Annotated in this window: 18 protein-coding genes; 13 read left to right on the top strand and 5 right to left on the bottom strand. The window is 32.6% G+C overall.

Translation table 11 applies throughout. The features are described from left to right. Positions 1–174 precede the first annotated feature (174 nt). Both PQF96_RS12590 and PQF96_RS12585 read left to right on the top strand, forming a co-directional pair. Positions 175–1,176 (top strand): hypothetical protein, encoded by a 1,002-nt coding sequence (locus tag PQF96_RS12590; RefSeq protein ID WP_271766539.1) that lies wholly within the window; start codon positions 175–177, stop codon positions 1,174–1,176. A gap of 4 nt (positions 1,177–1,180) precedes the next feature. Then, positions 1,181–3,007 (top strand): beta-agarase, encoded by a 1,827-nt coding sequence (locus PQF96_RS12585; RefSeq protein WP_271766537.1) that lies wholly within the window; start codon positions 1,181–1,183, stop codon positions 3,005–3,007. Positions 3,008–3,297: 290 nt separating this feature from the next. Here PQF96_RS12585 and PQF96_RS12580 read toward each other — a convergent pair whose 3' ends face one another. From PQF96_RS12580 to PQF96_RS12570, 3 genes are all read right to left on the bottom strand, one after another. Then, on the bottom strand, positions 3,298–4,839 hold the full coding sequence (locus PQF96_RS12580) for an alpha-L-fucosidase (protein ID WP_271766535.1): 1,542 nt from the start codon (positions 4,837–4,839) through the stop codon (positions 3,298–3,300). A 152-nt stretch (positions 4,840–4,991) separates the two neighbouring features. Beyond that, complete coding sequence (locus PQF96_RS12575; protein WP_271766534.1) at positions 4,992–5,720, bottom strand: hypothetical protein; 729 nt, start codon at positions 5,718–5,720, stop codon at positions 4,992–4,994. 54 nt (positions 5,721–5,774) lie between these two features. After that, on the bottom strand, positions 5,775–8,516 hold the full coding sequence (locus PQF96_RS12570) for a right-handed parallel beta-helix repeat-containing protein (protein WP_271766532.1): 2,742 nt from the start codon (positions 8,514–8,516) through the stop codon (positions 5,775–5,777). Positions 8,517–8,889: 373 nt separating this feature from the next. On the opposite strand from PQF96_RS12570, the gene PQF96_RS12565 reads away from it, so the two are divergent. The 11 genes from PQF96_RS12565 (at position 8,890) to PQF96_RS12515 (ending at position 21,512) form a co-directional block, all read left to right on the top strand. Further along, on the top strand, positions 8,890–10,455 hold the full coding sequence (locus tag PQF96_RS12565) for an alpha-L-fucosidase (RefSeq protein WP_271766530.1): 1,566 nt from the start codon (positions 8,890–8,892) through the stop codon (positions 10,453–10,455). Between the two features lie 105 nt (positions 10,456–10,560). Then, complete coding sequence (locus tag PQF96_RS12560) at positions 10,561–11,568, top strand: zinc-binding alcohol dehydrogenase family protein (protein WP_271766528.1); 1,008 nt, start codon at positions 10,561–10,563, stop codon at positions 11,566–11,568. A gap of 12 nt (positions 11,569–11,580) precedes the next feature. Beyond that, on the top strand, positions 11,581–12,603 hold the full coding sequence (locus PQF96_RS12555; protein WP_271766526.1) for a sugar kinase: 1,023 nt from the start codon (positions 11,581–11,583) through the stop codon (positions 12,601–12,603). Between the two features lie 27 nt (positions 12,604–12,630). After that, positions 12,631–13,299, top strand: coding sequence for a bifunctional 4-hydroxy-2-oxoglutarate aldolase/2-dehydro-3-deoxy-phosphogluconate aldolase (locus PQF96_RS12550; RefSeq protein WP_109436793.1), 669 nt, complete (start codon positions 12,631–12,633; stop codon positions 13,297–13,299). Between the two features lie 5 nt (positions 13,300–13,304). Continuing rightward, positions 13,305–14,957, top strand: coding sequence for a UxaA family hydrolase (locus tag PQF96_RS12545; protein WP_143915387.1), 1,653 nt, complete (start codon positions 13,305–13,307; stop codon positions 14,955–14,957). A 30-nt stretch (positions 14,958–14,987) separates the two neighbouring features. Further along, the gene (locus tag PQF96_RS12540; RefSeq protein WP_271766524.1) at positions 14,988–16,460 is read left to right on the top strand and encodes a tagaturonate reductase; all 1,473 of its coding nucleotides are present in this window, start codon (positions 14,988–14,990) and stop codon (positions 16,458–16,460) included. Beyond that, on the top strand, positions 16,457–17,287 hold the full coding sequence (locus PQF96_RS12535; RefSeq protein WP_271766523.1) for an amidohydrolase family protein: 831 nt from the start codon (positions 16,457–16,459) through the stop codon (positions 17,285–17,287). The genes PQF96_RS12540 and PQF96_RS12535 overlap by 4 nt, the downstream gene beginning before the upstream one ends. 21 nt (positions 17,288–17,308) lie before the next feature. Then, positions 17,309–18,100 carry an SDR family oxidoreductase gene (locus tag PQF96_RS12530; protein WP_109436797.1) on the top strand — a complete coding sequence of 264 codons (792 nt, stop codon included), beginning with the start codon at positions 17,309–17,311 and terminating at the stop codon, positions 18,098–18,100. Between the two features lie 112 nt (positions 18,101–18,212). Next, the gene (fucP, locus tag PQF96_RS12525) at positions 18,213–19,541 is read left to right on the top strand and encodes an L-fucose:H+ symporter permease (RefSeq protein WP_109436798.1); all 1,329 of its coding nucleotides are present in this window, start codon (positions 18,213–18,215) and stop codon (positions 19,539–19,541) included. Next, a complete protein-coding gene (locus tag PQF96_RS12520) occupies positions 19,542–19,883 on the top strand; it encodes an L-rhamnose mutarotase (protein WP_271766522.1) in 342 nt (113 codons plus the stop codon). 318 nt (positions 19,884–20,201) lie between these two features. Then, positions 20,202–21,512: a right-handed parallel beta-helix repeat-containing protein gene (locus PQF96_RS12515; RefSeq protein WP_271766521.1), complete on the top strand. Its 1,311-nt coding sequence runs from the start codon at positions 20,202–20,204 to the stop codon at positions 21,510–21,512. 109 nt (positions 21,513–21,621) lie between these two features. Here the strand turns inward: PQF96_RS12515 and PQF96_RS12510 are convergent, their stop codons facing one another. Then, a complete protein-coding gene (locus tag PQF96_RS12510; RefSeq protein ID WP_271766519.1) occupies positions 21,622–22,758 on the bottom strand; it encodes a metallophosphoesterase in 1,137 nt (378 codons plus the stop codon). A 347-nt stretch (positions 22,759–23,105) separates the two neighbouring features. Beyond that, on the bottom strand, positions 23,106–24,788 hold the full coding sequence (locus PQF96_RS12505; RefSeq protein WP_271766518.1) for a sulfatase family protein: 1,683 nt from the start codon (positions 24,786–24,788) through the stop codon (positions 23,106–23,108). Positions 24,789–24,842 lie beyond the last annotated feature (54 nt).

The raw sequence follows: 24,842 nt of genomic DNA, 5'->3' as shown, positions 1-24,842 counted from the left end.
TTTCTCAAAACACCAAAGTATTGATGGTTTTACTTAATAAAAACCTATCAACTCAAAACGACTATTAAAGAAGGTGGTAATTAGCTTTATCACAACCTAAAAATAAGCTCGAGAAAAAAAACAAAACCATAACTAAAAACTTTTGCTAATATTTAAACCCAAAATAATTGATAAATGAAATCAATCTTAACAACAACCGCACTCCTACTATTCACTCTTATTTCTTTTTCTCAAAAAGATGAAATAGTTTTTATCAAAGAAGTACCTATTAAATTACAAAGTTCTTCTCTGTATACATTTTACGTTAGATATGAAGCCACCAAAGATTGCGATATTGCAATAGATTTTTATGGCGGACCAAATAATTTTTGGGGAGGAAAAACAGTGCCTGTAAAAAAAGGCAAAGGACATAAAAAGATCGAAATCTATATGAATGAGTCGCCCAAACCTGGAAATAGATATACTATTTCTGCAGCCATTAGAAAACGAGGTGGAAATAGAAAAACTACTACAGCTGCAACATCTATAAATAATATTCAGATCACAAAACGCTCTGAAGAAATTATAGATGATGCCTCCTTTTCTCATCTAAGTCCTATTATTGTTTCTAACCAAGAAACTGTAGATTTTAAAATTAAATATAAGGCAAGTCAAGAAAGAAAAATTGTAGTTACAGTTCATAACAACGGATTGGGTATTGGTACAAGTGAAACAATTTCTGTTCAAAAAGGAATTGGAACAAAAGAAATACAGGTTAAAATGTCTTCTCCTCCAAAGGGGAACAAATATAAATTTACTCTTTATTATGGATCCGAGGAGGGCTTTCCTAATAAATATATAATTAGTAAAACAATAACAGATATTCGGACTACGAAAAGAGTAAAAAAAGTAGAAACAACCTCAAAACCTCCAATAAAGCCAACTCCAAAACCACAGGAAACAATTAATATAAAAGATTCAGGAGAAAAGAGTATTACCCTTTCTCTTAATAAGGAATCAAATATTTTAACGCTGCCAGGAAAATCAAGTTATACACTTATTCAGATTATTACATCACAAGGTCAACTGGCAAAAGAAGCTAAAAATTCAAATTCTATAGAGGTGTCAGATTTACCAAAAGGTAATTATGTTGCCATCACTAGTGAGAATGACTATTATCAATTTGTAAAATTTTAAAGTAATGAATATCAAGATAAAAATTATATCAATTTCTCTACTAATTTCAATTACCTCTTTTTCTCAAAATGCTAAAGTATCAATTGACTTTACAACACAAAAATACATTGGCTCAGAAAGTGAATTGAAAAGAGAAAAATATTTTAATATTCATAGTTCTTTTTCAAATTGGGGTTTAGCCTCTGAAGCTGATTATCTTTTTGATCAATTGGATATAAAATTTGGTAGAACTTTTGGCGGACCTGCACCTTTTCGTAAATCTAAAACCGAAATCCCCAGTCCAAGTGTAGCTAAAACAAATGGAGCCAATACTGTAAAACATTGGAAAAATGCTCCTTTATTCAATAAATACAAAACCAATGATCTTATCATTACTGATCATCCCAGAAGTGCATTTCAGCTTAATACTGATTATGATAAAATAGCAGCATATAATGTTGAATATATAAAGAATGCATTCCCAGTTATGCCTAAGTATTATGAAGTAATGAATGAACCTTTTGTACATGCCAAAGATTATGTTAAAACCTGGGCAGAAACAGGTGGTGTTATTCTAGAAATGTCTAAGCTACATAAAGTAGTTGCAGATAAAATACATGCAGAAATTCCTGATATAATGGTAGGTGGGTATTCTTCTGCATGGCCAGAGGTCGATAGAAAAGATTTTGATCATTGGAATACAAGAATGAAGTTATTCATGGATACTGCTGGAGAAAGTATGAAATTCTTTGCCACACATCTATATGACGGGAGGAATGTTGCGGGTGACTTTAACTATAGGTCAGGAAGTAATTCTGAAGCAATTTTAGATTTAATTGAATCATATAGTTATAAGAAATGGGGAGTTGTAAAACCCCATTTAATATCAGAGTATGGGTATACATCTAAAGGATTACTAGGAAAACCTTATTCTCCTGAATTAAGTGGTACTTGTTTAACCTCTTACAATAATATCTTAATGTCCCTTCTAGACAAACCAGATCGACTATTAAAATCAATTCCTTTTATAGTTGGAGATGGTAATTGGTTTTATCAAGATAAAAAAAATAATCCTGATGGTCATCCGTACCCATGGGTAATCTTAAGAAAAAACAAAGATGGAGTTAAAAAATTCACAGATCTTAAAAAATTCTATGAATTATGGAAAAATGTATCCGGAAAAAGAATCGATATTACTTCCAATAATCCAGATATACAGGTTAATGCTTTTCTAAAACCAGAAAAAGCTTACGTTGCGTTAAATAATCTGCACGACAAAGAACAATCAATAGCATTAGATTTCCTTAACAAAAGTGCTGATCATATAAAAAATATTACATTAAGAAGATTATACACTAATACTTCTGGCATCCCTAAATTAATCTATTTCACTGACCTTACAGTCATGAAAAATATCGATCTTAAACCAGGAGAGACTGTAATACTAGAATGTGATATTGATACAATTCAGTTTTCTAACTCTATAATCGAGAACAACTCCTATTCTAAAACTTACTTACAAAAAATTGAAGCTAATAAAACAATAAGCTTTGATATTGATAATGTAGAAACAGCTAAAAAAGGGAGAGCATTTATAAAAATGGGAATAGGGAGAGCACATGAATTAAGTAAAAGTCCAAAAATAACGATCAATGGCCATATTGCCAAAATCCCAAGTAATTGGGCAGGTTATGACCAAGCAAGTAGAGATCAATTTTTTGGAGTAATTAATATTCCTATTGATATAGAACATACATCTTCTGGTACAAATAAGATTGAAGTCACTTTTCCGGATACTGGAGGACATGTAAGTTCTGTTATTTTAAATGTGGAGAGGATGAGCAAAAATTAAATATCAAAGATTTATTGTAGATATTTCTTTCTATTAAACCTTTTAACTAACAATCTATATACGTAACATTATAATACGAATGGCCCCTCTTCAAAGTTTGTAAGGGGCTTTTCTTTTTACCAAAATCACATATTATCTCCAAGTATTTCTCTAATTCCTAAGATGATTTGTGAAGTTAGTTTAACACTTTTGAAGTTAATGCAAAATTTATTCCTATAATAAGGATGAAAGGAAATGCTATCAATACAAATTTATTTTAGCAATACTAGTTTTTTTTAAAAAGACTAATCTTAGTTTTTATTACCTCTATAAATACCATCAAATGCTTTTTCTAATTCTATTTTAAAAGCAAAAGCATGTTTACCTACTTTTGTTTGTGGCTTATGTATTTTTAGTCCATTCTCATTTCTTTCCCAACTGATTTTTTCGTTTGATCCTAAAAAACTAATATTTTTAATGGGATCTGCAAGGCTAGTCAATCGAGTAGAAAACGATGTAATTAATATATCAGCTGTTGGCCAATCCATTACAAAAGCATAAATAGTATTTCCTTTAACAGTAAATCTAATATCGTTTTCAGTCATCGTATGTACTTCATATTCTGTATGATCTCCCATTTTTGAGCGCGTTTTTCCTTCCCCATACATAATCCAAGGGCGTGTTTCATAAATGGCTTCGCCATTTATTTGTAACCACTCTCCTATTTCTAATAATACTTGTTTCTGATCATTAGGGATTGTACCATCTGCCTTAGGTCCAACATTTAATAATAAGTTACCATTTTTGCTTACAATATCAACAAAATCATCTATAAGTTCGCCTGCAGGTTTAGTTTGCCAATCTTTTACATAAGACCAGGAATTACGCCCAATAGAAGTATCGGTTTGCCAAGGCAATTCTCTAATTCTATCTAATTTTCCTCGTTCAAGATCTAAAACTGCGGCTCCATCAGGAATGGGTTCCCATCCTATTTTTTTATAATTAAGTACAACTTCTTTATTCCATTGGGTTGCCAGATTATAATAATCTGATAGAATCTTTAACCTGTTTTCTTCATATTCTGGTGCACAAAATCCAAAATCAAACCACATTAAATCCAATTTGTACTTTTCAATCATATCCATACTCCTTTTGTAAAAAAGATCCAAAAACTCGGGTGTAGGAGGATCAAGATATCCATGAGGTTTAAGATAAAAATCTTGAAATTCGGGATTTGTTGTATCAAAATTTTTATCATATGCCCACCACTTATATCCAAATGCCAGATGAGATGAACTTCCTACTTTAAGGTGTTCATTGCGTGCTTCGACAGCTAATTCACCTAGAACATCTCTTTTTGGCCCCATGTCTACGGCATTCCATCTTGTATGAGAAGAATTATACATTGCAAAACCATCACAATGCTCTCCTACTGGAACAACATACTTTGCTCCAGCTTTTTTAAACAAACTTATCCATTCTTTGGCGTCAAAGTTTTCTCCTTTAAACATTGGGATAAAATCTTTATATCCAAACTCGCCTGGTTCTCCATAGGTCTTAACATGGTATTGATATGTAGGATTATCCTCTTGGTAAGTTTTTCCTGTATTATGATTGGTTTTCTTTTTACGATACATTTGATATCCATACCATTCATTACCATATTCTGGAACTGCATATACTCCCCAATGAATGAATATACCAAGTTTCGCATCTTGAAACCATTTTGGAGATTTATATTGACTTAAAGATTCCCAAGTGGGTTCATATTTTTTACTCTCCTGTGCTTCTAATGAAAGAAGATTAAAAATAGTAAGCAATCCAAAATGGAAATAAATAAAATACTGCTTCACAATTTTTTAAGTTTTATTAAAATAAATTTATTCTATAAAAAGAGGCTGTTTAAAATAATGAAAAATTGATATCAATCTTAAATTTCATTATTATATTTCAAACAGCCTCTTCATTTGGCTAACTAACTAATAATTAATCTGTAAAATTATTCCTATTTGGTTCTAAACTCAAATACGGATGATTTAGTTAAATTATTATGTAAATCTTTAGTGACAACTTGCCAATAATATATTTTATTTGCTTGTAAAGTCACATCTTTGATTTCCGACTTTGTAACAGTATTAATTAAGGTTACTGGTGGATTATTATTATCCATATACACCTCATACTCACTAATGTCACCATCTACATCACTACCTTTCCATAACAAATCTACAGTCGTAGGGTTAGTAATCGTTAGCCCCATTGGTGGGCTAACTAGTTCTGCAGGGAATGGCGCATAGTTTTCTATTCCCGGCCCTGCATTAAAAAGTTTCCACACTTCACTTTCTGCTGTACTTGCAGTAGCACTTGAAGAAGATGTTATTTTCCATGAATACGGTGTTCCTAATAATAATGTAATTTCTAACTCTGTATTTATTGTTTCAAAAGTTTCGACTTCCTGTGTATTAAGGTTTGTAAGCTGTAATGTATACTTTGTAGTAAAATCTGAAGCATTCCATTCAAAAATGACTGTACTCTCCCTATTAGAGACAATCTTTCCTGCATTACATTCTGCATCTTTTAAAGGAAAAATCAAAGCTGCTGCTGTTGGAATATTCACCGCTCCTTCTCCATCACCACCATCTGGCTCTCCATCTGGTCCATCATCACTACCTCCACAACTTGCTAGCATGGCTAAAACAAAAATTGCCAGAATTAATTTTATATTATTTTTCATATGTAATATTTTTTAAACTATTCACATTAAATTTTATTGACGCGAATGAGTGTTTTAATTTTTTATTATTTGCTCATGCATTACCATATCAGAACTAGAAACTTTAAGGATATAACTTCCATTGGCAAGCACAGACATATCGATTGTCATATTTGCATTAATATCATGTTGTTGACCATACAGAATACGTTTCCCTTGAAAAGAGAAAAGCTCCCACGTTACACTATCTCCCCCGAGTCCATTTTCGGCAACAACAATATTTAGTATATCTTTTACCGGATTAGGGAACGTATATACACCTCCATTGCCTCCAACATTTATACTTTCTTTATGTATTCCCTGACAGTCTTTATCCGTTTTTACTAAAAGAGTATTTTTTCCATTTTTTAATGCAAGTGTTATTTGATTTTTATCAGTTACGATAACTTCATTATTCAATTCGACTCTATATAATTTCCCTCCTTCTAGATTAAGCGAAATTTCTTTTAGAGAAGTGTCTACTTTGGAAGCTACTTTTAGATCTGTTGGTGCATTAACAACTACAGAAAAGCATTGTTCATAACTAGCTTGTCCGTCAACTTTAATACATACTGTATATGTCCCACCACTTAAACCATCAAATACAGTTGCTGTATTAGCAACAAAGGCTTTGGTAGCACTGTTTTCTTTAATTTCTGCAGTATAATTATGGTTTTCGTTAGCTGTAATTGTTATACTACCGTTAGCACCATTAACACAACTCTGTCCTGCACTCAAAATACTAAAATTAGTAGGTGGTAGTGTAAATATGGTACATCCGTTGCTATCTACCGTATCATTTACAGGAGTATTAGGACAAACATCATTAGCATTGTCCACTCCATCTTTATCATCATCATTTTCTGGTAAAGCAATACAATCTTCTCCTGGTAAACCATAACATCCTAATCCTGCCGGTCCTAATTTAGTATTCCAGTCAATTCCTGCGACCCAATTATCTCCTCCGGATTCATACGCACCTACATCTGGGTTATCTCCACTAAATCCGTCTGTTATACCATCAATTACTCTTCCTGCATCCACAGCCTCTGAATTAGATTTTAAAATAAAGCTCGAATTAGAAGCATTCCCAAACGCATCTGAAGTCACTACTAAATTGTTTTGTTTATCAGATTGTGGCTCCCATTCTCCCTTATCTCCTAGATTATTCCATACGTTTACATTTGAAAAAGCAGTACCTGCCAAATGCCATGCTCCCATTTCTCCAGAATTATTCCAAAACGTATTATTAAAAATATCTATATCCTTACCATCCCAATTGATCTGTACTGCGGTCCATTCGGTATTCCAGACAACATTATGATGAACAGAAAAACTTTCGGCGTCATTATCTAAATAAATCCCAGCGGCTTTTGTTTTTGTTCCACTAGAAGCTGCATCATGAAACCAATTGTGATGTATCTCTGTATTAGGTTGTCTTCCTACTGTATAAAATAAAGCGCAATCATCGGCTATAAGGTTACTATATGAAACATCATTATATGCGATCTCACATCGTTGTCCATTATAATTTATTCCATCTCTTCCACCATTAAAAATGGTATTTCTCATAATTTTATTATCATTGCCTCCTCTTGCAACTAAAGGAGCATCATAAGACCCCAGATAATTAAAGTCATGGATATAATTATTTTTTAACTCATTAAAACTACCTGCCATTCTCATACCAGTAGCTGCACTAAATGCAATCTCACATTTTTCAATAATATTTCTGGTCCCATTAACTTCTACACTAGGTTTACCAGCATTAAAACCTGTAAAAATTCCTTGAGTATGATTTCCATAAAAAGAAGAAACACCATATAGTTTGTTATTATTAGAATTCGTTTTCAATTCAATCGTACCTCCAAACACTGCCAGGTTTCTAATTTCTATATAATTCCTACTATTAAGGTTAATTGTTTGTCTTCTTCGCCTCATTCTTACCAAACCATCTTGAGGAACAGCTCCCCCTGGTAACTGAATAAATAATTCACTTGTTACTGTATCGAACCACCATTCATTTTGATAATCAAGAGCTCCTTTTACTCCTTCTAAATAGAAATCTCCTTTATCTGCTGGGGGATGAAAAGTATAAATCCACTTTATTCCAGAGTTTTTAGTAATGTTAAAATTAACTCGCCCAGAACTACTACTAGTAATGAACTCTTTCCATGCTAACCATCCTGATCCTGGTCTATCTCCATAAAAGAAAAGTGAACCACCTGTCCAATCAATATTAGGAATATCACCAGAGGTCAAAAATCCAACTCGTCCATTAAAAGTTGCATCAGATCCGTCACTACCTCCTGAGTTACGTCTCGAATTAAGGGTAAATGGTAAACCATCTTCATTGTTTGGCCAACGTGCTAAATCCATAGCTGTATTCTCGTTCATCACAAAATTCTCTTGTCCTAATGAAGCAAAAGGTATTGTGGTTTTATAAATTGATCCAGAATCATTTGTCCAACCATTTAATGATTGCATTGCAGAAATAATCACTTTTTCTCCTGGAAATGATGTAAAAACGATAGGATTTCCAGCAGTTCCAGAATTTGCAGGACGCAATGTTTCTTCGTAGGTTCCTTCTCTTATATATACTATGTCTCCTGCTACAGCTTCGTCTGCAGCTTTTGTAATAGTAGCATATGGGCTATCAATTGCTCCTGTATTTGTTAAATCGTTACCTCCTTTTGCCACATAAATATCTCTGGAAAAAGAAAGAAATGATATTAAATTAAATAAAGCGAATAGTAAAATTTTTCGTGGGGCTATCATATTTAATATTTTTTTAACAAAAATAGAAAGCAAACCCTAAGAATCTTACAACTTATGTTCTTAAAGAGAGAACATATGTCTAATTACATACCATACAAGCAACATCCAAGCCTATTCCCCAAATTCGAATAATATTTTTAGAACCTCTTATAATCATTAATAAAAAACAGAAGTTTCCAAAAAAAACACATAGAATTCATCCTTTCTTTCCCTCCACAACAATGCGTAATTGCGGCAATTTCAACCTCCTTCTTTAAAATAACCATTTGTTGCAGTTTTTAAGACATTCGTCATTTCACATACTTCTTAAAAATATCAATTTAGCCAATCAAAAAACACCCCATTATTTTTTCATATTATAATACACTTAGAAATGATATTTAGAAAACCTATATTTATTTTACTGCTGACACTAGTCTTCCTGGCATCATGTGGCCCCGAAAAAGATAAGAAATTAGCTCAAGATACAGACCAAAAAACAACAGATACTGTTAGCACCAAATACGAACCTAATTGGGAATCAATTAAAGCAAACTATAAAGATCCCGAATGGTTTAATAATCAAAAATTTGGAATTTTTGTGCATTGGGGCGCATACAGTGTCCCTGCATTTGGTTCTGAGTGGTACCCAAGACAAATGTACATGGATACTGCTAATTTTAGTGCTAGTTTAGAACACTATAGTAAAGGTTCTACGAAAGAATTTAAACATCATAAAGAAAAATGGGGAGATCATAAAAAATTTGGATATAAAGATTTTATCCCAATGTTTAAAGGAGAAAACTTTGACGCCAAAGAATGGATAAGTTTGTTTAAAAAAGCTGGAGCAAAATACGTAATTCCAGTAGCTGATCACCATGATGGCTTCGCCATGTATAAATCAAATACTACAAGGTGGAATGCCGTAGACATGGGTCCAAAAACAGATGTTCTAGGAGAGTTGTTTAAACAAGGACGAGATCAGGGAATGATTATGGGTACTTCTTCTCATTTTGCTTTCAACTGGTCTTTTTATAACAAAAAAGATCACTTTGATACTATAGACCCAGAATTTGCAGACCTATACAGTTCTAAAGGTAAAGATTTAAAACAACCAGTTTCAGAAGAGTTCAAAAAGAGATGGTGGTTAAGAATAAAAGATATTATTGATAATTACCAACCTGATATTCTTTGGTTAGATTTCTATGTAGATATCCCTGATTTTAAAGAGTATAGACCAAAGTTAGCCGCATATTATTATAACAAAGGTATAGAATGGGGAAAAAAAGTAGTTCTTCAAGATAAAAACTTTAGTCATGAAGCCTTTCCAGAAGGAACTGTAATTTATGATTTAGAAAGAGGAAAATTACCTGGTATTCGAAAACTACCTTGGCAAACCGATACTTCTATCGGTAAAAACTCATGGAGTCATGTATCTAATTGGGAATCTAAAACTGCAAATCAACTTATTGATGACTTAGTTGATATTGTAAGCAAAAATGGTAACTTATTATTAAATGTTGGTCCAAAATCAGATGGTACAATTCCTAATGATCAGAAGCAAATTCTATTAGAAATCGGAGAATGGCTGGACATTAACGGAGAGGCAATATATGATACCAAATATTGGAAAACATTTGGTGAAGGACCTACTGGAGTTGAAGAAGGTCATCATTCAGAAAAGAACAATAAAGAATTTACAGGACAAGATATCAGATTTACCCAAAAAGGAGATAAACTTTATGCGATACTTATGGCTTGGCCAGAAAATAATATAGTTCAGATCAAATCTTTAGCCAAAAACTCTGAACATGCTAAAGGTATAAATATTAAGAATATAAAATTATTAGGTAGTGATGATTCAAAATTAACTTGGGCTCAAGAAGGAGAATCCTTAGAAGTACAATTACCTAATCAAAAAACAGGAAATCATGCTCATGTACTAGAAATAGGTATCTAATAATAAGTAAATGTATCTGAGCAATACTATAAATTATTCTTTTACTATTAAAATTTTAATAGTAAAAGAATTGTATAAATGAATTGAAGAAAACATATATAATCAATGAAATATATTGTTTGTGAAAAACCCGGTGAATTTCTTTTAAAAGAAAAACCTGCTCCTATTCGTAAGAATAATGAAGCTTTACTAAAAGTCAAAAAAGTCGGAGTATGCGGCACCGACCTACATGCATACTCTGGTAATCAGGCTTTTTTCAAATATCCCAGAATCCTAGGGCATGAATTGGCGACAGAAGTATTAGAAATAGGAGATAACCAAAGAGGAATTAAAGCAGGTGACAAAGTTGTTATTATGCCATATATAAGTTGCGGTCAATGTATTGCTTGCCGTAATGGAAAAACTAATTGTTGTACTAATATTGAAGTGCTAGGAGTACATACAGATGGAGGAATGCAAGAAGAAATTACGGTAAGAACAGATTTATTATTACCTGCAAATCAACTATCTCATGATGAAATGGCTATTGTAGAACCCTTAGCCATTGGGGCTCATGCAATTCGCAGAGCGAATATACAACCCAATGAAATTGTAGTAGTCGTTGGATGTGGACCTATTGGAATTGGAATTGTAAAACTAGCACAAATTGCAGGTGCTAAAGTTATTGCTCTTGACACAAATAATAATCGGCTTGAGTACACCAAAAATGAAATTGGTGCAGATTATGTACTTAATGTTCTCGATAATCCGGTAGAAAAAATTTCTGAAATTACTAATGGAGATATGGCTACCGCAGTTTTTGATGCAACTGGTCATAAAGGAGCATTAGAAACAGGCCCAGATTATATGGCACATGGCGGTAGATATGTGCTAGTTGGGCTTTCTAAAGGAGAATTAGTTTTTACACATCCAAAAATACATGCAAAAGAAACTACCATCATGTGTAGTCGTAATGCAACTCTTGAAGATTTTGAACATGTAATTGACGTATTACATCAGTTTCCAACAACTTCATTTATTACACACAATGTTGGTTTTACCGAAATGATAAATAATTTTGATAGTTGGACTAAACCCGAAACAGGAGTAATTAAGGCCACTATAGATTTCTAAACTATACGACGTATGGATAAAGTAGTTACATTCGGTGAAATATTAATGCGGATGTCTCCTCCTAATAACCTTATGTTTAATCAAACATCAGGTTTTGATGTTACCTATGGAGGAGGAGAATTTAATGTAGCTGCTTCTCTTGCTAATTATGGTATTAATACTGATTTCGCAACTATTTTACCTCAAAATCCTATTGCAGAATGTGCCATCAAAACAATCAAAAGTTATGATGTCGGGTATAAAAACATATTGAGAAAAGGAGATCGAATAGGAATTTATTTTTTAGAAAATGGAATTGCTAATCGAAATAGTAAGGTGGTTTATGATCGTGCTAATTCTTCCATTTCTCAAGTTAAAAAAGGAGATATAGATTGGAGGTATGTCTTTAAAGATGCTAATTGGTTTCATTGGAGTGGTATTACCCCTGCTTTGTCAGAAAATGCAGCTGAAGCTTGCTTAGAAGCTATTCAAACTGCAAGTAAAATGGGACTTACAATATCTACTGATCTTAATTATCGCAGTAAACTTTGGAAATATGGCAAACAGCCAAACGAAGTAATGCCAAAATTACTATCTTATAGTAATGTTATTTTGACTGACATTGACACTGCAAGGTTCATGCTAGGAAAGGAAAAAATAGATCCTAATTATCAGAATGAAACTATAATAAGAGATAGCTTTAGTCATATTATAGAAATGCTTCCAAAAATTCATACTATAGCAATGACGGTAAGAAATGTTATCACTGCTTCTCATTATAAAATAGGAGGACTACTTTATAAAGACAATAAATTATATCGAGCAAAACAGCATGAAGTAACTCCAGTTTTAGATCGTGTTGGGTCTGGAGATGCATTTATGAGCGGACTATTATATGGGTTATTAAAATTTCCTGATGATATGCAAAAAGTTGTCTCTTTTGCAACAGGAGCTTGCGTACTTAAGCATTCTATTTTTGGAGATATAAACAGAGTAACCAAAGAAGAAATACTCAACTTTATCAGTACTAACGGGTCGGCAAAAGTAGATCGATAATTATTAGTTTAAATAAGAAATTAAAAGATGGCACAATATACCAGAATAGAGGTAGCAACAATAATGAAAGAAACAGGGATGGTTCCTTTATTCTATCATCAAGATATAGAATTGGGAAAAAACGTTCTAAAAGCTTGTTATGATGGTGGTGCGAGGTTATTAGAATTTACAGCCAGAGGAGATTTTGCTCATGAAGTTTTTTCAGCTTTAATAAAATATGCAATTGCAGAGTTACCGGGAATGGTAATAGGTGTTGGATCAATTACTGATGCTGCTTCTGCTTCTTTATACATGGCGTTAGGAGCTAATTTTATAATCACTCCTGTGTTAAGAGAAGATATAGCTATAGTTTGTAATCGAAGAAAAGTTCTTTGGTCACCAGGTTGTGGAACGTTAACTGAAATTTCAAAAGCAGAAGAATTAGGTTGTGAAATAGTAAAGCTTTTTCCAGGTAATATCTATGGTCCAAAATTCGTAAAAGGAATTAAAGGACCTCAGCCATGGACCAATATTATGCCGACAGGTGGTGTTACTACAGAAGAAAGCAATCTTAAAGATTGGTTTGATTCTGGTGTTACTTGTGTTGGTATGGGATCTCAATTAATCAGTAAAGAAATTCTTGCAAATAAAGACTACAAAAAACTTGAATCCAAAGTGAGTGAAGTAATGCTAACCATTAAAAAAATTAGAGCATAGATCGTATGGTACACAATTATGTCCAAATAGATCCTAAGGATAATATTATTGTAGCGATAGATTCGCTACCAAAAAATACGTTTATCGATATTGCAGGTAAGACATTTACCCTTGCAGAAGATATTCAGCAGAAACATAAATTTGCCTTACAAGATTTTAATACTGGAGATGAAGTGTTCATGTATGGAGTACTTGTAGGTACAGCAATACAATCAATCAAACAAGGTGCTGCAATTACCACAGAAAATTTAAAACACGCCTCAGCTTCATTTAATGCAAATCAAGAAAAATTTAATTGGACTGCTCCTGATGTTTCAAAATTTAAAAACAGAACGTTTAATGGATTTCATAGAGCAGACGGTAGTGTAGGAACACGTAATTATTGGTTGGTTATTCCTCTTACATTTTGTGAAAACAGAAACCTTGATGTATTAGAAGGTGCTTTATTAGATGTACTTGGATATCAAACTAAAAAAGATTTTGCGGTAAACACTCAAATTCTTATAGACAAGTATAAAGCTGGTGCTTCTCCGGAAGAACTTTTTAATACTGATATTGTAGCTACCCAGGAAGAGATTCATAAAAATCGATTATTTCCAAATGTTGATGGTATTAAATTTTTGAAACATGATGGAGGTTGTGGAGGTATTCGACAGGATTCTGAAACACTGTGTCATCTCTTAGCTGGGTATATTACTAACGCTAATGTTGCAGGAGCAACTATTTTTAGTCTTGGTTGTCAAAATGCGCAAATAGAAATGCTTCAAAAAGCAATAGAAGATCGCGATCCTAATTTTGCTAAACCAATACATTATCTAGAACAACAACAAAGTCAAAGTGAACGCCATCTTATCGAGGAAGCTGTAAAACATACTTTTATTGGATTGACCCAAGTCAATACTATTGAGAGAAAACCGGCACCAATTAGCAAACTTATTTTAGGTCTCGAATGTGGAGGATCAGATGGTTTTTCTGGTATTTCTGCAAATCCTGCATTAGGATATGCTTCAGACTTACTTACTGCTTTAGGAGGTTCTCCGGTATTATCCGAGTTCCCTGAGCTTAATGGTGTTGAGCAAGAACTTGTTAATAGGTGTGAACAAAAAGAAGATGCAGAAAAGTTTGCTTCAATTATGAAAACATACGCTGCTAAAGCAGTTGCTGTGGGTTCTGGATTTGAGAACAATCCTTCTCCTGGTAATATAAAAGATGGATTAATCACAGATGCAATGAAATCAGCTGGAGCAGCAAAAAAAGGAGGAACTTCTCCTGTAACTGATGTATTAGATTACACCGAAAAAGTAACTAAGGCTGGGCTGAATTTACTATGTACACCAGGAAACGATGTAGAAAGCACGACAGGTCTTGCGGGTAGCGGATGTAACATTATTGTCTTTACTACTGGTTTGGGCACCCCAACAGGAAATCCAATTGCACCAGTTTTAAAAATGTCAAGTAATACTACGCTTTCAGAAAAGATGAATGATCTTATTGATATCAATGCCGGAACAGTAATTAGTGGTGAAGATACCATTGAAACCATGGGAGAAAAAGTGTTAGAATATATTATTCAGGTAGCAAATGGTGAAATAGACGCAAAAGCAGAATTGAAAGGGCAAAATGATTTTATCCCCTGGAAACGAGGGATATCATTATAAATCAAAATCTTAAAAAGAAATAGTTTTTAAATGAAACCACTAAATAGAACTACATCAAGTACTACCTTAAAAGCTCCTGAGCGAATTATGCAATTTGGTGGAGGAAACTTTTTAAGAGCATTTGCCGATTGGATTATTGATGTGTTAAATAAAGAAACAGATTTTAATGGAAGTATTGTTATCATAAAACCTACAGAAAAAGGAGACTACACCACATTAAAAGAACAAGACGGTTTATTTCACGTTGCTATTGATGGCGTAAGAAAAGATACTTTAGTTTCAGAAGTTACTTTAGTCAAAAGTATAAGTCGTGTTATACAACCATATACACATTGGAATGAATATCTAAGTCTTGCAGAAGATCCGGAGATGCGTTTTATTATTTCTAACACAACAGAAGCTGGTATAAAATTTTCTGAATCTGATACATTTCAAGATGCTCCTCCAAAAGAGTTTCCTGCCAAATTAACAATATGGTTATATCATAGATTTCAACATTTTGAAGGTGCTATAGATAAAGGTTGCATTATACTCCCATGTGAACTTATTGAACAAAATGGAGATACTCTTAGAGCTACTGTTCTTCAATATGCTGCTCATTGGAATTTGGGAACTAAATTTACATCTTGGATTAAAGAGTCTAATTATTTCTATAATACTCTAGTAGATCGTATCGTTTCTGGGTATCCAAAAGAGCGTTCTAAAACTATTTTGAAAAAAATAGGATACGAGGATAGTCTTTTGGTAGCAGGAGAAGATTATCACAGTTGGGTAATTCAAGGAAATCAAATTATACAAAAAGAACTGCCTTTTGAACATACCTCATTAAACGTAAAATTTGTTGATGATATAAAAACATATCGTGAGATGAAGGTTAGAATTCTTAATGGTGCGCATACTTCAATGGTACCTGTTGGATATCTATCAGGATTACGTACTGTCAAGGAAGTAATGGATGATCCTTTAACAAATCAATTTGTTAGTGAAATCTTGTCAGAAGAAATCACAAAAACACTTCAAGACTTTTCAACTTCTGAGCTTAATGATTTTGTAAATACTACGCTTGATCGATTTCGAAATCCGACATTAAAGCATTTCCTGATAAGTATTTCGCTTAACAGTACATCTAAGTTTGTCTCTCGATTATTACCAGCATTAAAAGAATATACTGTCACTTATAATGAATTACCAAAACGTATTGTTTTTGCGCTGTCTTGCGTATTTAGGTTTTATCAGGGAGTTTATGATGGTGAAACTATTCCTTTAAATGATGACCCAGTTGCATTAGCTTCTTTTAAAAAACAGTGGAAACTACATTTAACAGAAACTATTACTTACCAACAAATGGTATCTTTTTTATTAAGAGATATAGCTATCTGGGGCGAAAACCTGGATGCAATTAATGGTTTATCCGAAGCGGTAACAGAAAACTTGAGAGCCATAGAACAACACGGGGTAAGAAGTGTTATTAAACAAATTACAGATCACAAATTTTTAGTATGACTATAGATTCACATCAACACTTTTGGAAATATGATCCGGTAAAACACAGTTGGATTAATGACGAAATGTCTGTACTACAACAAGATTATTTACCTTCAAATTTAAAAAAACTTTATAAAGAGGCTAACATTGATGGATGCATTACTGTCCAGGCTGATCAATCTGAAAAAGAAACTGAATTTTTATTAGACCTGGCTAAAAAGAATACGTTTATAAAAGGAATAGTTGGATGGGTAGATTTACGATCAGACACTTTAGAAGATCGTTTAAAATATTATTCTAATCATAAAATTATAAAAGGATTCAGGCATGTAGTTCAAGATGAACCAGATCCAGAATTTATTATCGGAGATCAATTTAAAAAAGGAATTGCATTATTAAACCAATATGGTTTTGCTTATGATATTTTAATTTTTCCGCATCAATTAGAAGCCTCATTAAAATTGATAGAGGAATTTCCTGAACATCGTTTTGTTATCGATCACATTGCAAAACCCAAAATAAAAGACAGATTAATAGATGATTGGCAAAGAATTATGCAAGCTATTGCCACTCACAAAAATGTGTATTGTAAGGTTTCTGGAATGGTTACAGAAGCGGATTGGTCTGGTTGGAAGTATGAAGATTTCGTACCCTATCTAGATATCATTTTTAAAGCATTTGGTAATGATAGAATCATGTATGGTTCTGATTGGCCTGTGTGCTTATTAGGTGGTAACTATTTTGCCGTTAAAGGTATCATTGATCAATATATAAGTGATTTTAGTAAAGAAGAAAAACAAAAAATCATGGGTGGGAATGCAATTCATTTTTATAAAATTTCCTAACCTCATTATAAAAAAAAGAATATGGATTTAAAACTAAAAGATAAAGTAGTAGTCGTTACTGGAGCTGCCGGTATAAAAGGAAGTATTGGAGAGACGATTATACAGTCTTTGGCTAATGAAGGAGCTATTCCTGTGATTGTATGTCGTAATGATCGTGGATTTGGATATGAAAAAGAACTACAGGAAAAAGGTATCGATTCTTTGTTTGTAAAAACAGACCTTTCTGATGCCAATCAGATTGAAGCTGCGGTAAAGAAAATAGGAGAAAAATATGGTCGAATAGATGCTTTAATTAATAATGTTGGAGTAAATGACGGTGCAGGTTTAGATGCTTCTATCGATGATTTTATGTATTCTTTAAAATTGAATATGGTAAGCTTTTTTGCCATGACCAAATTCTCTTTGCCTTATATCAAAAAGGTAAAAGGAAATATCCTTAATATAGGATCTAAGGTAGCTTTAACAGGTCAAGGAGGAACCTCTGGATATGCAGCTTCCAAAGGTGGAGTATTAGGGTTAACAAGAGAATGGGCTGTAGATTTGATCAAAGATGGAATTAGGTCTAATGCTATCATTATTGCAGAAAGCTGGACTCCTGCCTATGACAACTGGATAAAAACCTTAGAAAATGGAGAAGAAAAATTACAATCTATTGTTAAAAAAATACCGCTAGGTAATCGTATGACAACTCCAGAAGAGATAGCAGATGCTTGTCTATTCACAATTTCAGAAAAGTCCTCACATACTACAGGACAGTTTATTACTATCGATGGGGGTTATGTTCATCTTGACAGATCTCTTTTAACAGAATAAATAGTCCTTAACATGTTTAAGATGTTGAGACATTAAAAAAGAAACTGTATTTCTATTTGATAACATCAGTTTCGAACACTAAACAAATAATTGAATAACTAAACTTGAAATCATGGACATAAAGAAAAAAATTCCTATAGTTCGTAAAGAATTGATTTTTCCATTTATCATCATCACTTCACTTTTTGCACTATGGGGTTTTGCCAATGATGTAACTAATCCAATGGTAACCGCTTTTAAAAAAGTAATGCCCGAATTAAGTTGGTTCCAAGCCTACTTAGTGCAATTTGCTTTTTATTTTGGTTATGGCTGTATGGCCATTCCTGCTGCATTATTTTTGCGTTGGAAGGGGTATAAGTCTGGAATTGTTTTAGGTTTAATACTCTATGCGGCTGGTGCCTTTATGTTTTATCCAGCTTCTTCATTAGAAAGCTATGGTTTCTTTTTATTCTCTTTATACATAATCACTTGTGGATTAGCATTATTAGAGACTACTTCTAATCCATTAATTCTTTCTTTAGGGGCCAAAGAAACTGCTACGCAACGTTTAAATCTTGCACAATCATTTAATCCTATAGGGTCTCTATCCGGGATGATGGTAGCACAATTTGTAGTGCTAGGACAAATACAATCTGCAAAATATGACGATGAAGCATATGCTACATTGGATCAAGTGACCAAAGCTGCTATAAAAACAGAGGATCTTAGTATAATTAGTTATCCTTACCTGGGTGTAGGAGTCGTAGTACTTGTTATCCTGATCATAATATTAAGAACAAAAATACCAAACGTTCAAGAGCATGTCTCTTTAGGGTTTTGGGAATCAGTCAGGAAAATATTTGCTAAAAAGGCATTCTTTCCTGGTGTAATTGCTCAAATGTTTTATGTTGGTGCACAGATCATGTGTTGGACTGCAATTTTTCAATACGTACAATATATCAACCAAGGAAGGGCTCCGGGAGAAGAACTCAATGCTACATATTGGAATATGATTGCTATGGGGATTTTCTTAGGAGGTCGTTTTTTAGGGACAATTTTGTTAAGTAAATTAAAAGCCCCAAGACTATTATCTTTATTTGCCTTATTTGCGATAATATGTTGTACTGGAGCCATTTTAATTCCGGGCATGCCTGGTTTAATCTTACTGGTATGCATTTCCTTATTTATGTCTATTATGTTCCCAACAATTTATGGTATTGCATTAAAAGATATGGGAGATGAAGCCAAAGTAGGTTCTGCTTTTTTGGTTATGGCTATTGTGGGAGGAGCTTTTTTCCCGTTAATTCAGGCTTCAATTATTGATATAGGTGGAGATAAATTAGATGACACCCTAATTGCTGGAGTACCAGAAGTTAAATTTTCATTCATAGTACCGCTATTATGTGTCGCAGTGGTAGGTTTATATGGTCTTTTTGTATCTAAAATTCAAAAAAACGATTAAATGAAAACACAAAGATTTTGTTTGTCTTGTGATCTTAAAGATGATCCTAAACTTATTGCAGAATATAAAAACTATCATGCAGAAGGAAATGCCTGGCCAGAAATTACTAAAAGTATTAAAGATGCCGGAATTATAGACATGCAAATTTACCTGACTGGTAATCGTATGTTTATGATTATGGAAGTTGATGAAACATTTGATCTTGAAAAAAAAGCAGCAATGGACGCTGATAATCCTAAAGTACAAGAATGGGAACAACTTATGTGGAAATACCAACAAGGGTTACCATGGGCAAAAGACGGAGAAAAATGGATTATGATGGAACAGGTTTTTAAATTATAAGTAATAAACTGGTAAAATAAAATAGGGACAATGTAATTTCTTAACACATTGTCCCTATTTATTTTGATACCTATTCATCAGCAAACAAAAAAATATAAGTTATTTTATATGTTTTTAAGGAGATATAGAGATTTCTAATTGTATATCTGCGCTTATAAAAACTTTAATTCAATTACTTTTTTTTAGAATATAATAATATAACTATTAATTTTTTATGATTATCAGACAATACTGTGTAATTAAATGATAAAATCGTAGTGCGATGTGTTTTTAATTTATTTTAGGTTTGCTTTTAACTATTCTAAAACACAAAGTCACATGAACAAACAATTATTCAAATCACTATTTGTGGTTTCAACATTAGCATTCTCATTATTTTCTTGTCAAAATGAATCATTAGATGTAGAAAATATAGAATTAGCACCTTCTGCTCTTAATCATGAACTTGTGATGAAATCTATATATGCTGAGTCAGAAACTATAAGTCTTTCAAAAAATACCACAGTGGGAGTTACTGATAGAAATCCAAGTACATTTGCTAATTCACTAATCAATGCAGTTAGACAAGCTGGCAATGGTGGTACTGTTCAATTAGAAGCCGGCAACTATTATTCTGATCGTACAATTACACTACCTGCGGGTATTAAAACAACTATTAAAGGTAGAGGTAAATTCGAGACTAAAATATTTTTGACTAAAAACCCAGGACCAACTCCAGGTTTTATTAACATTAATGCAAATGGAACGGCATTTACTGAGTTATTAGTTGATGCACAAAACAAAATGCAATATGGAGCTTGTGCCATTAACACCAACGGTAAATCAGATATCTATTTATATAATGTAGGTTTAGTAAATGCATCAATTGGCACTGGAACTTCAGATAATGGTAAAGGACTGACCCCAGCAGGTCTAACTGCGATTGCTTGTTCTTTTTATAATTGTGATCATGGAATTAATTTTAACAGACAATATAGTCAAACCCCTGCCCCATGGGTTAAAAAAGTAACGATTAGTGCATGTTGGTTTGGTGGTACTCAAGCAGCAGGAGTAAGTATTGATTGTGGTAATGATGGAATAGATGGTGTTGTATTTCGTAGAGGATTACCTGGTGCTGCTGAAGCTACTGTCACGGTTACTAATATGGATGGAATGGAAATAAAAAACTCAACATTCGAAAAAGCTAGTAAATATAATATTGCAATTGCAAAAGCCTGGAATATTAAAATATTTAATAATACTTTAAAAGGAAATACAGGTAATATTCTATATGGAGAAGCAATTAACTTAGAACATGAAACACATAATATAATTATAGAGGATAATAAAATTTACAATGAAGGTTTATCCAACCAAAATCATAGTTATATCTCAATACTAACATTTAGAGATTATGGGAACTCACCTTTATTAGAGAATGGTTGTAGAGATATTACTATTAGAAGAAATGAATTTAGAGGTGATTGTAAATCCGGAATAGCAGGAGAATATGCCCAACGAATCACAATAAACAACAATACATTTTCAAATCCGAGACCAACTATTAGAGGTATTAATTTTTATGTCCAAAGCAGTAACATCTGGCATTGGAGTAATGGAGTTGATAATACTGCGAGTATCGTAAACTAATAAAACTATATTTTAGTGACAACAGTAAATACAGTATCTACTCTTAAAAACCCTCTATAAATATGTTATTTATAGAGGGTTTTCATTTATGTATTCATGTACTATTAAATCAAATTTTTGTTAACTCACCAGTCAAAATACCTCTAAAAAATTGATCATCTTCCCAAATCAAAAGCTCTGCATATTTTCCTTTTTTCATGCTAGAATCAACACTATATATTAATCCATCAAAATGTGACAATACTCTTTTCATAGAAGTATGCCCCACAACAATATGTTTCATACCCATTTCATCCAAAATTTTTTGAGCTTTTTCTTTAGTAAAATCCTTATCTCGAAAGTAACCTCTATACCAGATAGGTCCCTTTTTCTTCAGCATAAATTTTAAGTCATCATTCTCTAATACTGTTTCCTTATCATGATCTATAATATCATGATGAAATAATTGGTTTACAGTAGAAATATCATATTTACCTTCAGTAAATTCTGGCGAAAATCCAGCATGTACAAAAGCAATATTATTAATTGATATGGCAACAGGTTTTGTTCTGATCCACTCACCAAGAAGTGTTTCTTTTCCAAACAATTCTTTATGCGGTATCCCCATTTGTTGAGAAACCCATTTATATTTATCATGTACATACTTATCGTTTCCTTCTAAAATCATAACTTCATGATTCCCTAAAAGGTAATGCACTTTGCCTCCTGTTTTCTTCGCTTGTTGTTCTAAATTATACAAGAACCATAGTGTTTCTGTTACCTTATCTCCTCTGTCAAAAACATCTCCTACAACTACAAAATGACCTTTTCCAAAAGACCATTCTCCTTTATTGTTGATAACATTGTTCGACCTTAACAATTCAATGAATAAATCATGTTGCCCATGTATATCACTTAAAACAGCAATTTTAGAAACTCCATTAAATTTTTGGTCATTATCTATGTGAATTGATGGTTTAATCTTTATATATTTTGATTTAAATTCCTCACAAGTTTTAATTTTTAGTTTTTTAAAACCGTTGTTAGAAAATGTTTTCTTCTTTAATTCTCCATTGACTATCCATTTTACTTCTACAGTATTATTGTCTTCATAAAAAATATAAGGGCAATCATTTATATGCTCTGTTTTAAGTATTTCTTTTGAACTTTGAGCATTACTTAACATAATATTCATATTAAATAATACTATAAATGATAACCACTTACAGCCAAACAAAAGTTCTTTTTTAAAAGTTCTTTTTTTCATATTATCTCAACTCTCTAAATTGAATTATTAGACCAGACATAAATTTTATATTGGATTTTACTATTAATTTGTTGGCCAAAAAGATATTCGTTGATAGATAACAAAGTCAATATAATTCTTATTAAAAAAACATTGAAACACCTTACGATTCCCTTTTCGAATATCCTCTATTACTAATTTTCTTTAATTTCCTTGAAACAAATCTAACTAAAAAACAAATAGGATGTTTTTCTGTTTAAGTGTAGTAATGTTAATTCAACCTAAGAGTTTGTTTTCGGCTTACCTTACTGGTAATCACTTTTTGTTTAAATATGATGATGAAAACGGAATCAAAATAATTCATAATACTAATCATCCCAATGCTTATCAATTACTTTTTGGATATGAGGATAGTTTACATCTGTTTCATTTAGCTCTTTTCTCATCCTAATTAATTGTTCTTTTAAATCAGTAATCACAGAATCATATTGAGAGTCTTTATAGACATTGTTCATTTCTTTAGGATCTTTTTTCAGATCATAAAACTCCCAAGCCACAGGGGTATGTCGGATAAAATCGTTCCCCCAACTTTCTTTATTCCATTCTGCTTTAGGGTCATCAGTATCTACCCAATATTTACCATAATAAAAGATTAATTTATACGCTTTGGTTCTAATCCCAAAATGTGCTGGATTAGCATGGCGGTGTGCCATATGCATCCAATACCTATAATATGTGGCTTTTTGCCAATCTTCTGGCTCTTTTCCAGTCTCTAAAATAGTTTTAAAGCTTTTTCCTTGCATATAACCCGGTCTATCTCCTCCCGCCATTTCTATAAGTGTAGGTGCAAAATCTGTATTATTAATTATAGCATCTGTTCGGCTACCTTCTTTAATCGATTTAGGATATCGTATAAAAAAAGGCATTCGCAATGATTCTTCATACATCCATCGTTTATCTATGTAATCATGTTCTCCTAGCATAAATCCCTGATCACCTGTATATACAATAATCGTATTCTCTAGTAACCCCTCTGATTCTAAATAATCTAATAAACGTTTTACATTATCATCTACTCCTTTCACACAACGTAAATATTTTTTAAGGTAGTCTTGATATACACTACTCGTATATTCTTTTTCTTCTGCAGTATTCTCAAATTTTTGATGTTCACTAACCGGGATTTCTTGTGCCGTTTTATATTTCTTATAGACATCGGTTCCTGGATAGATATTCATTGCCTGATTTCTAACTACATTTCGATGTGAAACTGAAGAAGCAATAATACGTGTTAGGGAATCATTCTTACCTCTAGTCGCTATTGATCCGTTATTACCATTATCATATAAACTTGCTGGTTCTGGAATAAAAGTATCTTTAAGATATTCATCATACCTAGGGGCATTTTCAAAATCATCATGTGGTGCTTTAAAATGGTGCATTAAGAAAAACGGGGTATTAGGATCTCTTTTATTTTTCAACCAATCTAATGTAATATCTGTAATCACATCAGAAGAATGTCCATTGGTTTTCACTACATTCTGTGGCCAAGGTTGATCTCCACGTATTCTAAAATCTGGATCAAAATACTTTCCTTGAGATGGTAATACTTTATAATAATCAAATGCTGCTGGTTCTTCATGTAAATGCCACTTACCAACAATTGCAGTTTGATATCCTAATTTTTTCATTTCCTTAGGTAAATACTGTTTTTCTGGAGGTAATATTCCCTCAAGATCTATTACTCCACTAGTTTGTGCTCGTTGTCCTGTTATAATAGCAGCTCGACTAGGAACACAGATGGCGTTATTGACAAAACAGTTATCAAAAATCATCCCTTGATTAGCTAATTTATCCAGTGTAGGAGTTGGATTAAGGCTAGCTAGTCGACTTCCATAAATCCCAAAAGCCTGAGAAGTATGATCATCTGCCATAATATAAATTATATTCGGTTTCTTGGCTTTAGAAGTTGTTTTAGTTTCTTGTTTACAAGAAGCTAAAGTTATTATCAAAAATGATATGACTATATAAAAATAAGTGGTTTTTTGCATAATGTAGAGCTATAAATATCTATGTCAAAGATTATAAATTCAATGATAATCGTC

Source organism: Aquimarina algiphila, assembly GCF_947494415.1.
Classification (GTDB): domain Bacteria; phylum Bacteroidota; class Bacteroidia; order Flavobacteriales; family Flavobacteriaceae; genus Aquimarina; species Aquimarina algiphila.
Note: the sequence above shows the minus strand (reverse complement) of the source record. Positions and strands in the feature narration are given on the sequence as shown.

Bases quoted from the DNA above. Each gene is read 5' to 3' on its own strand.
- fucP (WP_109436798.1), top strand. From the start codon at position 18,213: ATGGACATAAAGAAAAAAATTCCTATAGTTCGTAAAGAATTGATTTTT.
- PQF96_RS12585 (WP_271766537.1), top strand. From the start codon at position 1,181: ATGAATATCAAGATAAAAATTATATCAATTTCTCTACTAATTTCAATT.
- PQF96_RS12540 (WP_271766524.1), top strand. From the start codon at position 14,988: ATGAAACCACTAAATAGAACTACATCAAGTACTACCTTAAAAGCTCCT.
- PQF96_RS12530 (WP_109436797.1), top strand. From the start codon at position 17,309: ATGGATTTAAAACTAAAAGATAAAGTAGTAGTCGTTACTGGAGCTGCC.
- PQF96_RS12575 (WP_271766534.1), bottom strand. From the start codon at position 5,720: ATGAAAAATAATATAAAATTAATTCTGGCAATTTTTGTTTTAGCCATG.
- PQF96_RS12535 (WP_271766523.1), top strand. From the start codon at position 16,457: ATGACTATAGATTCACATCAACACTTTTGGAAATATGATCCGGTAAAA.
- PQF96_RS12505 (WP_271766518.1), bottom strand. From the start codon at position 24,788: ATGCAAAAAACCACTTATTTTTATATAGTCATATCATTTTTGATAATA.
- PQF96_RS12550 (WP_109436793.1), top strand. From the start codon at position 12,631: ATGGCACAATATACCAGAATAGAGGTAGCAACAATAATGAAAGAAACA.
- PQF96_RS12555 (WP_271766526.1), top strand. From the start codon at position 11,581: ATGGATAAAGTAGTTACATTCGGTGAAATATTAATGCGGATGTCTCCT.
- PQF96_RS12545 (WP_143915387.1), top strand. From the start codon at position 13,305: ATGGTACACAATTATGTCCAAATAGATCCTAAGGATAATATTATTGTA.
- PQF96_RS12560 (WP_271766528.1), top strand. From the start codon at position 10,561: ATGAAATATATTGTTTGTGAAAAACCCGGTGAATTTCTTTTAAAAGAA.
- PQF96_RS12590 (WP_271766539.1), top strand. From the start codon at position 175: ATGAAATCAATCTTAACAACAACCGCACTCCTACTATTCACTCTTATT.
- PQF96_RS12515 (WP_271766521.1), top strand. From the start codon at position 20,202: ATGAACAAACAATTATTCAAATCACTATTTGTGGTTTCAACATTAGCA.
- PQF96_RS12520 (WP_271766522.1), top strand. From the start codon at position 19,542: ATGAAAACACAAAGATTTTGTTTGTCTTGTGATCTTAAAGATGATCCT.
- PQF96_RS12510 (WP_271766519.1), bottom strand. From the start codon at position 22,758: ATGAAAAAAAGAACTTTTAAAAAAGAACTTTTGTTTGGCTGTAAGTGG.
- PQF96_RS12565 (WP_271766530.1), top strand. From the start codon at position 8,890: ATGATATTTAGAAAACCTATATTTATTTTACTGCTGACACTAGTCTTC.
- PQF96_RS12570 (WP_271766532.1), bottom strand. From the start codon at position 8,516: ATGATAGCCCCACGAAAAATTTTACTATTCGCTTTATTTAATTTAATA.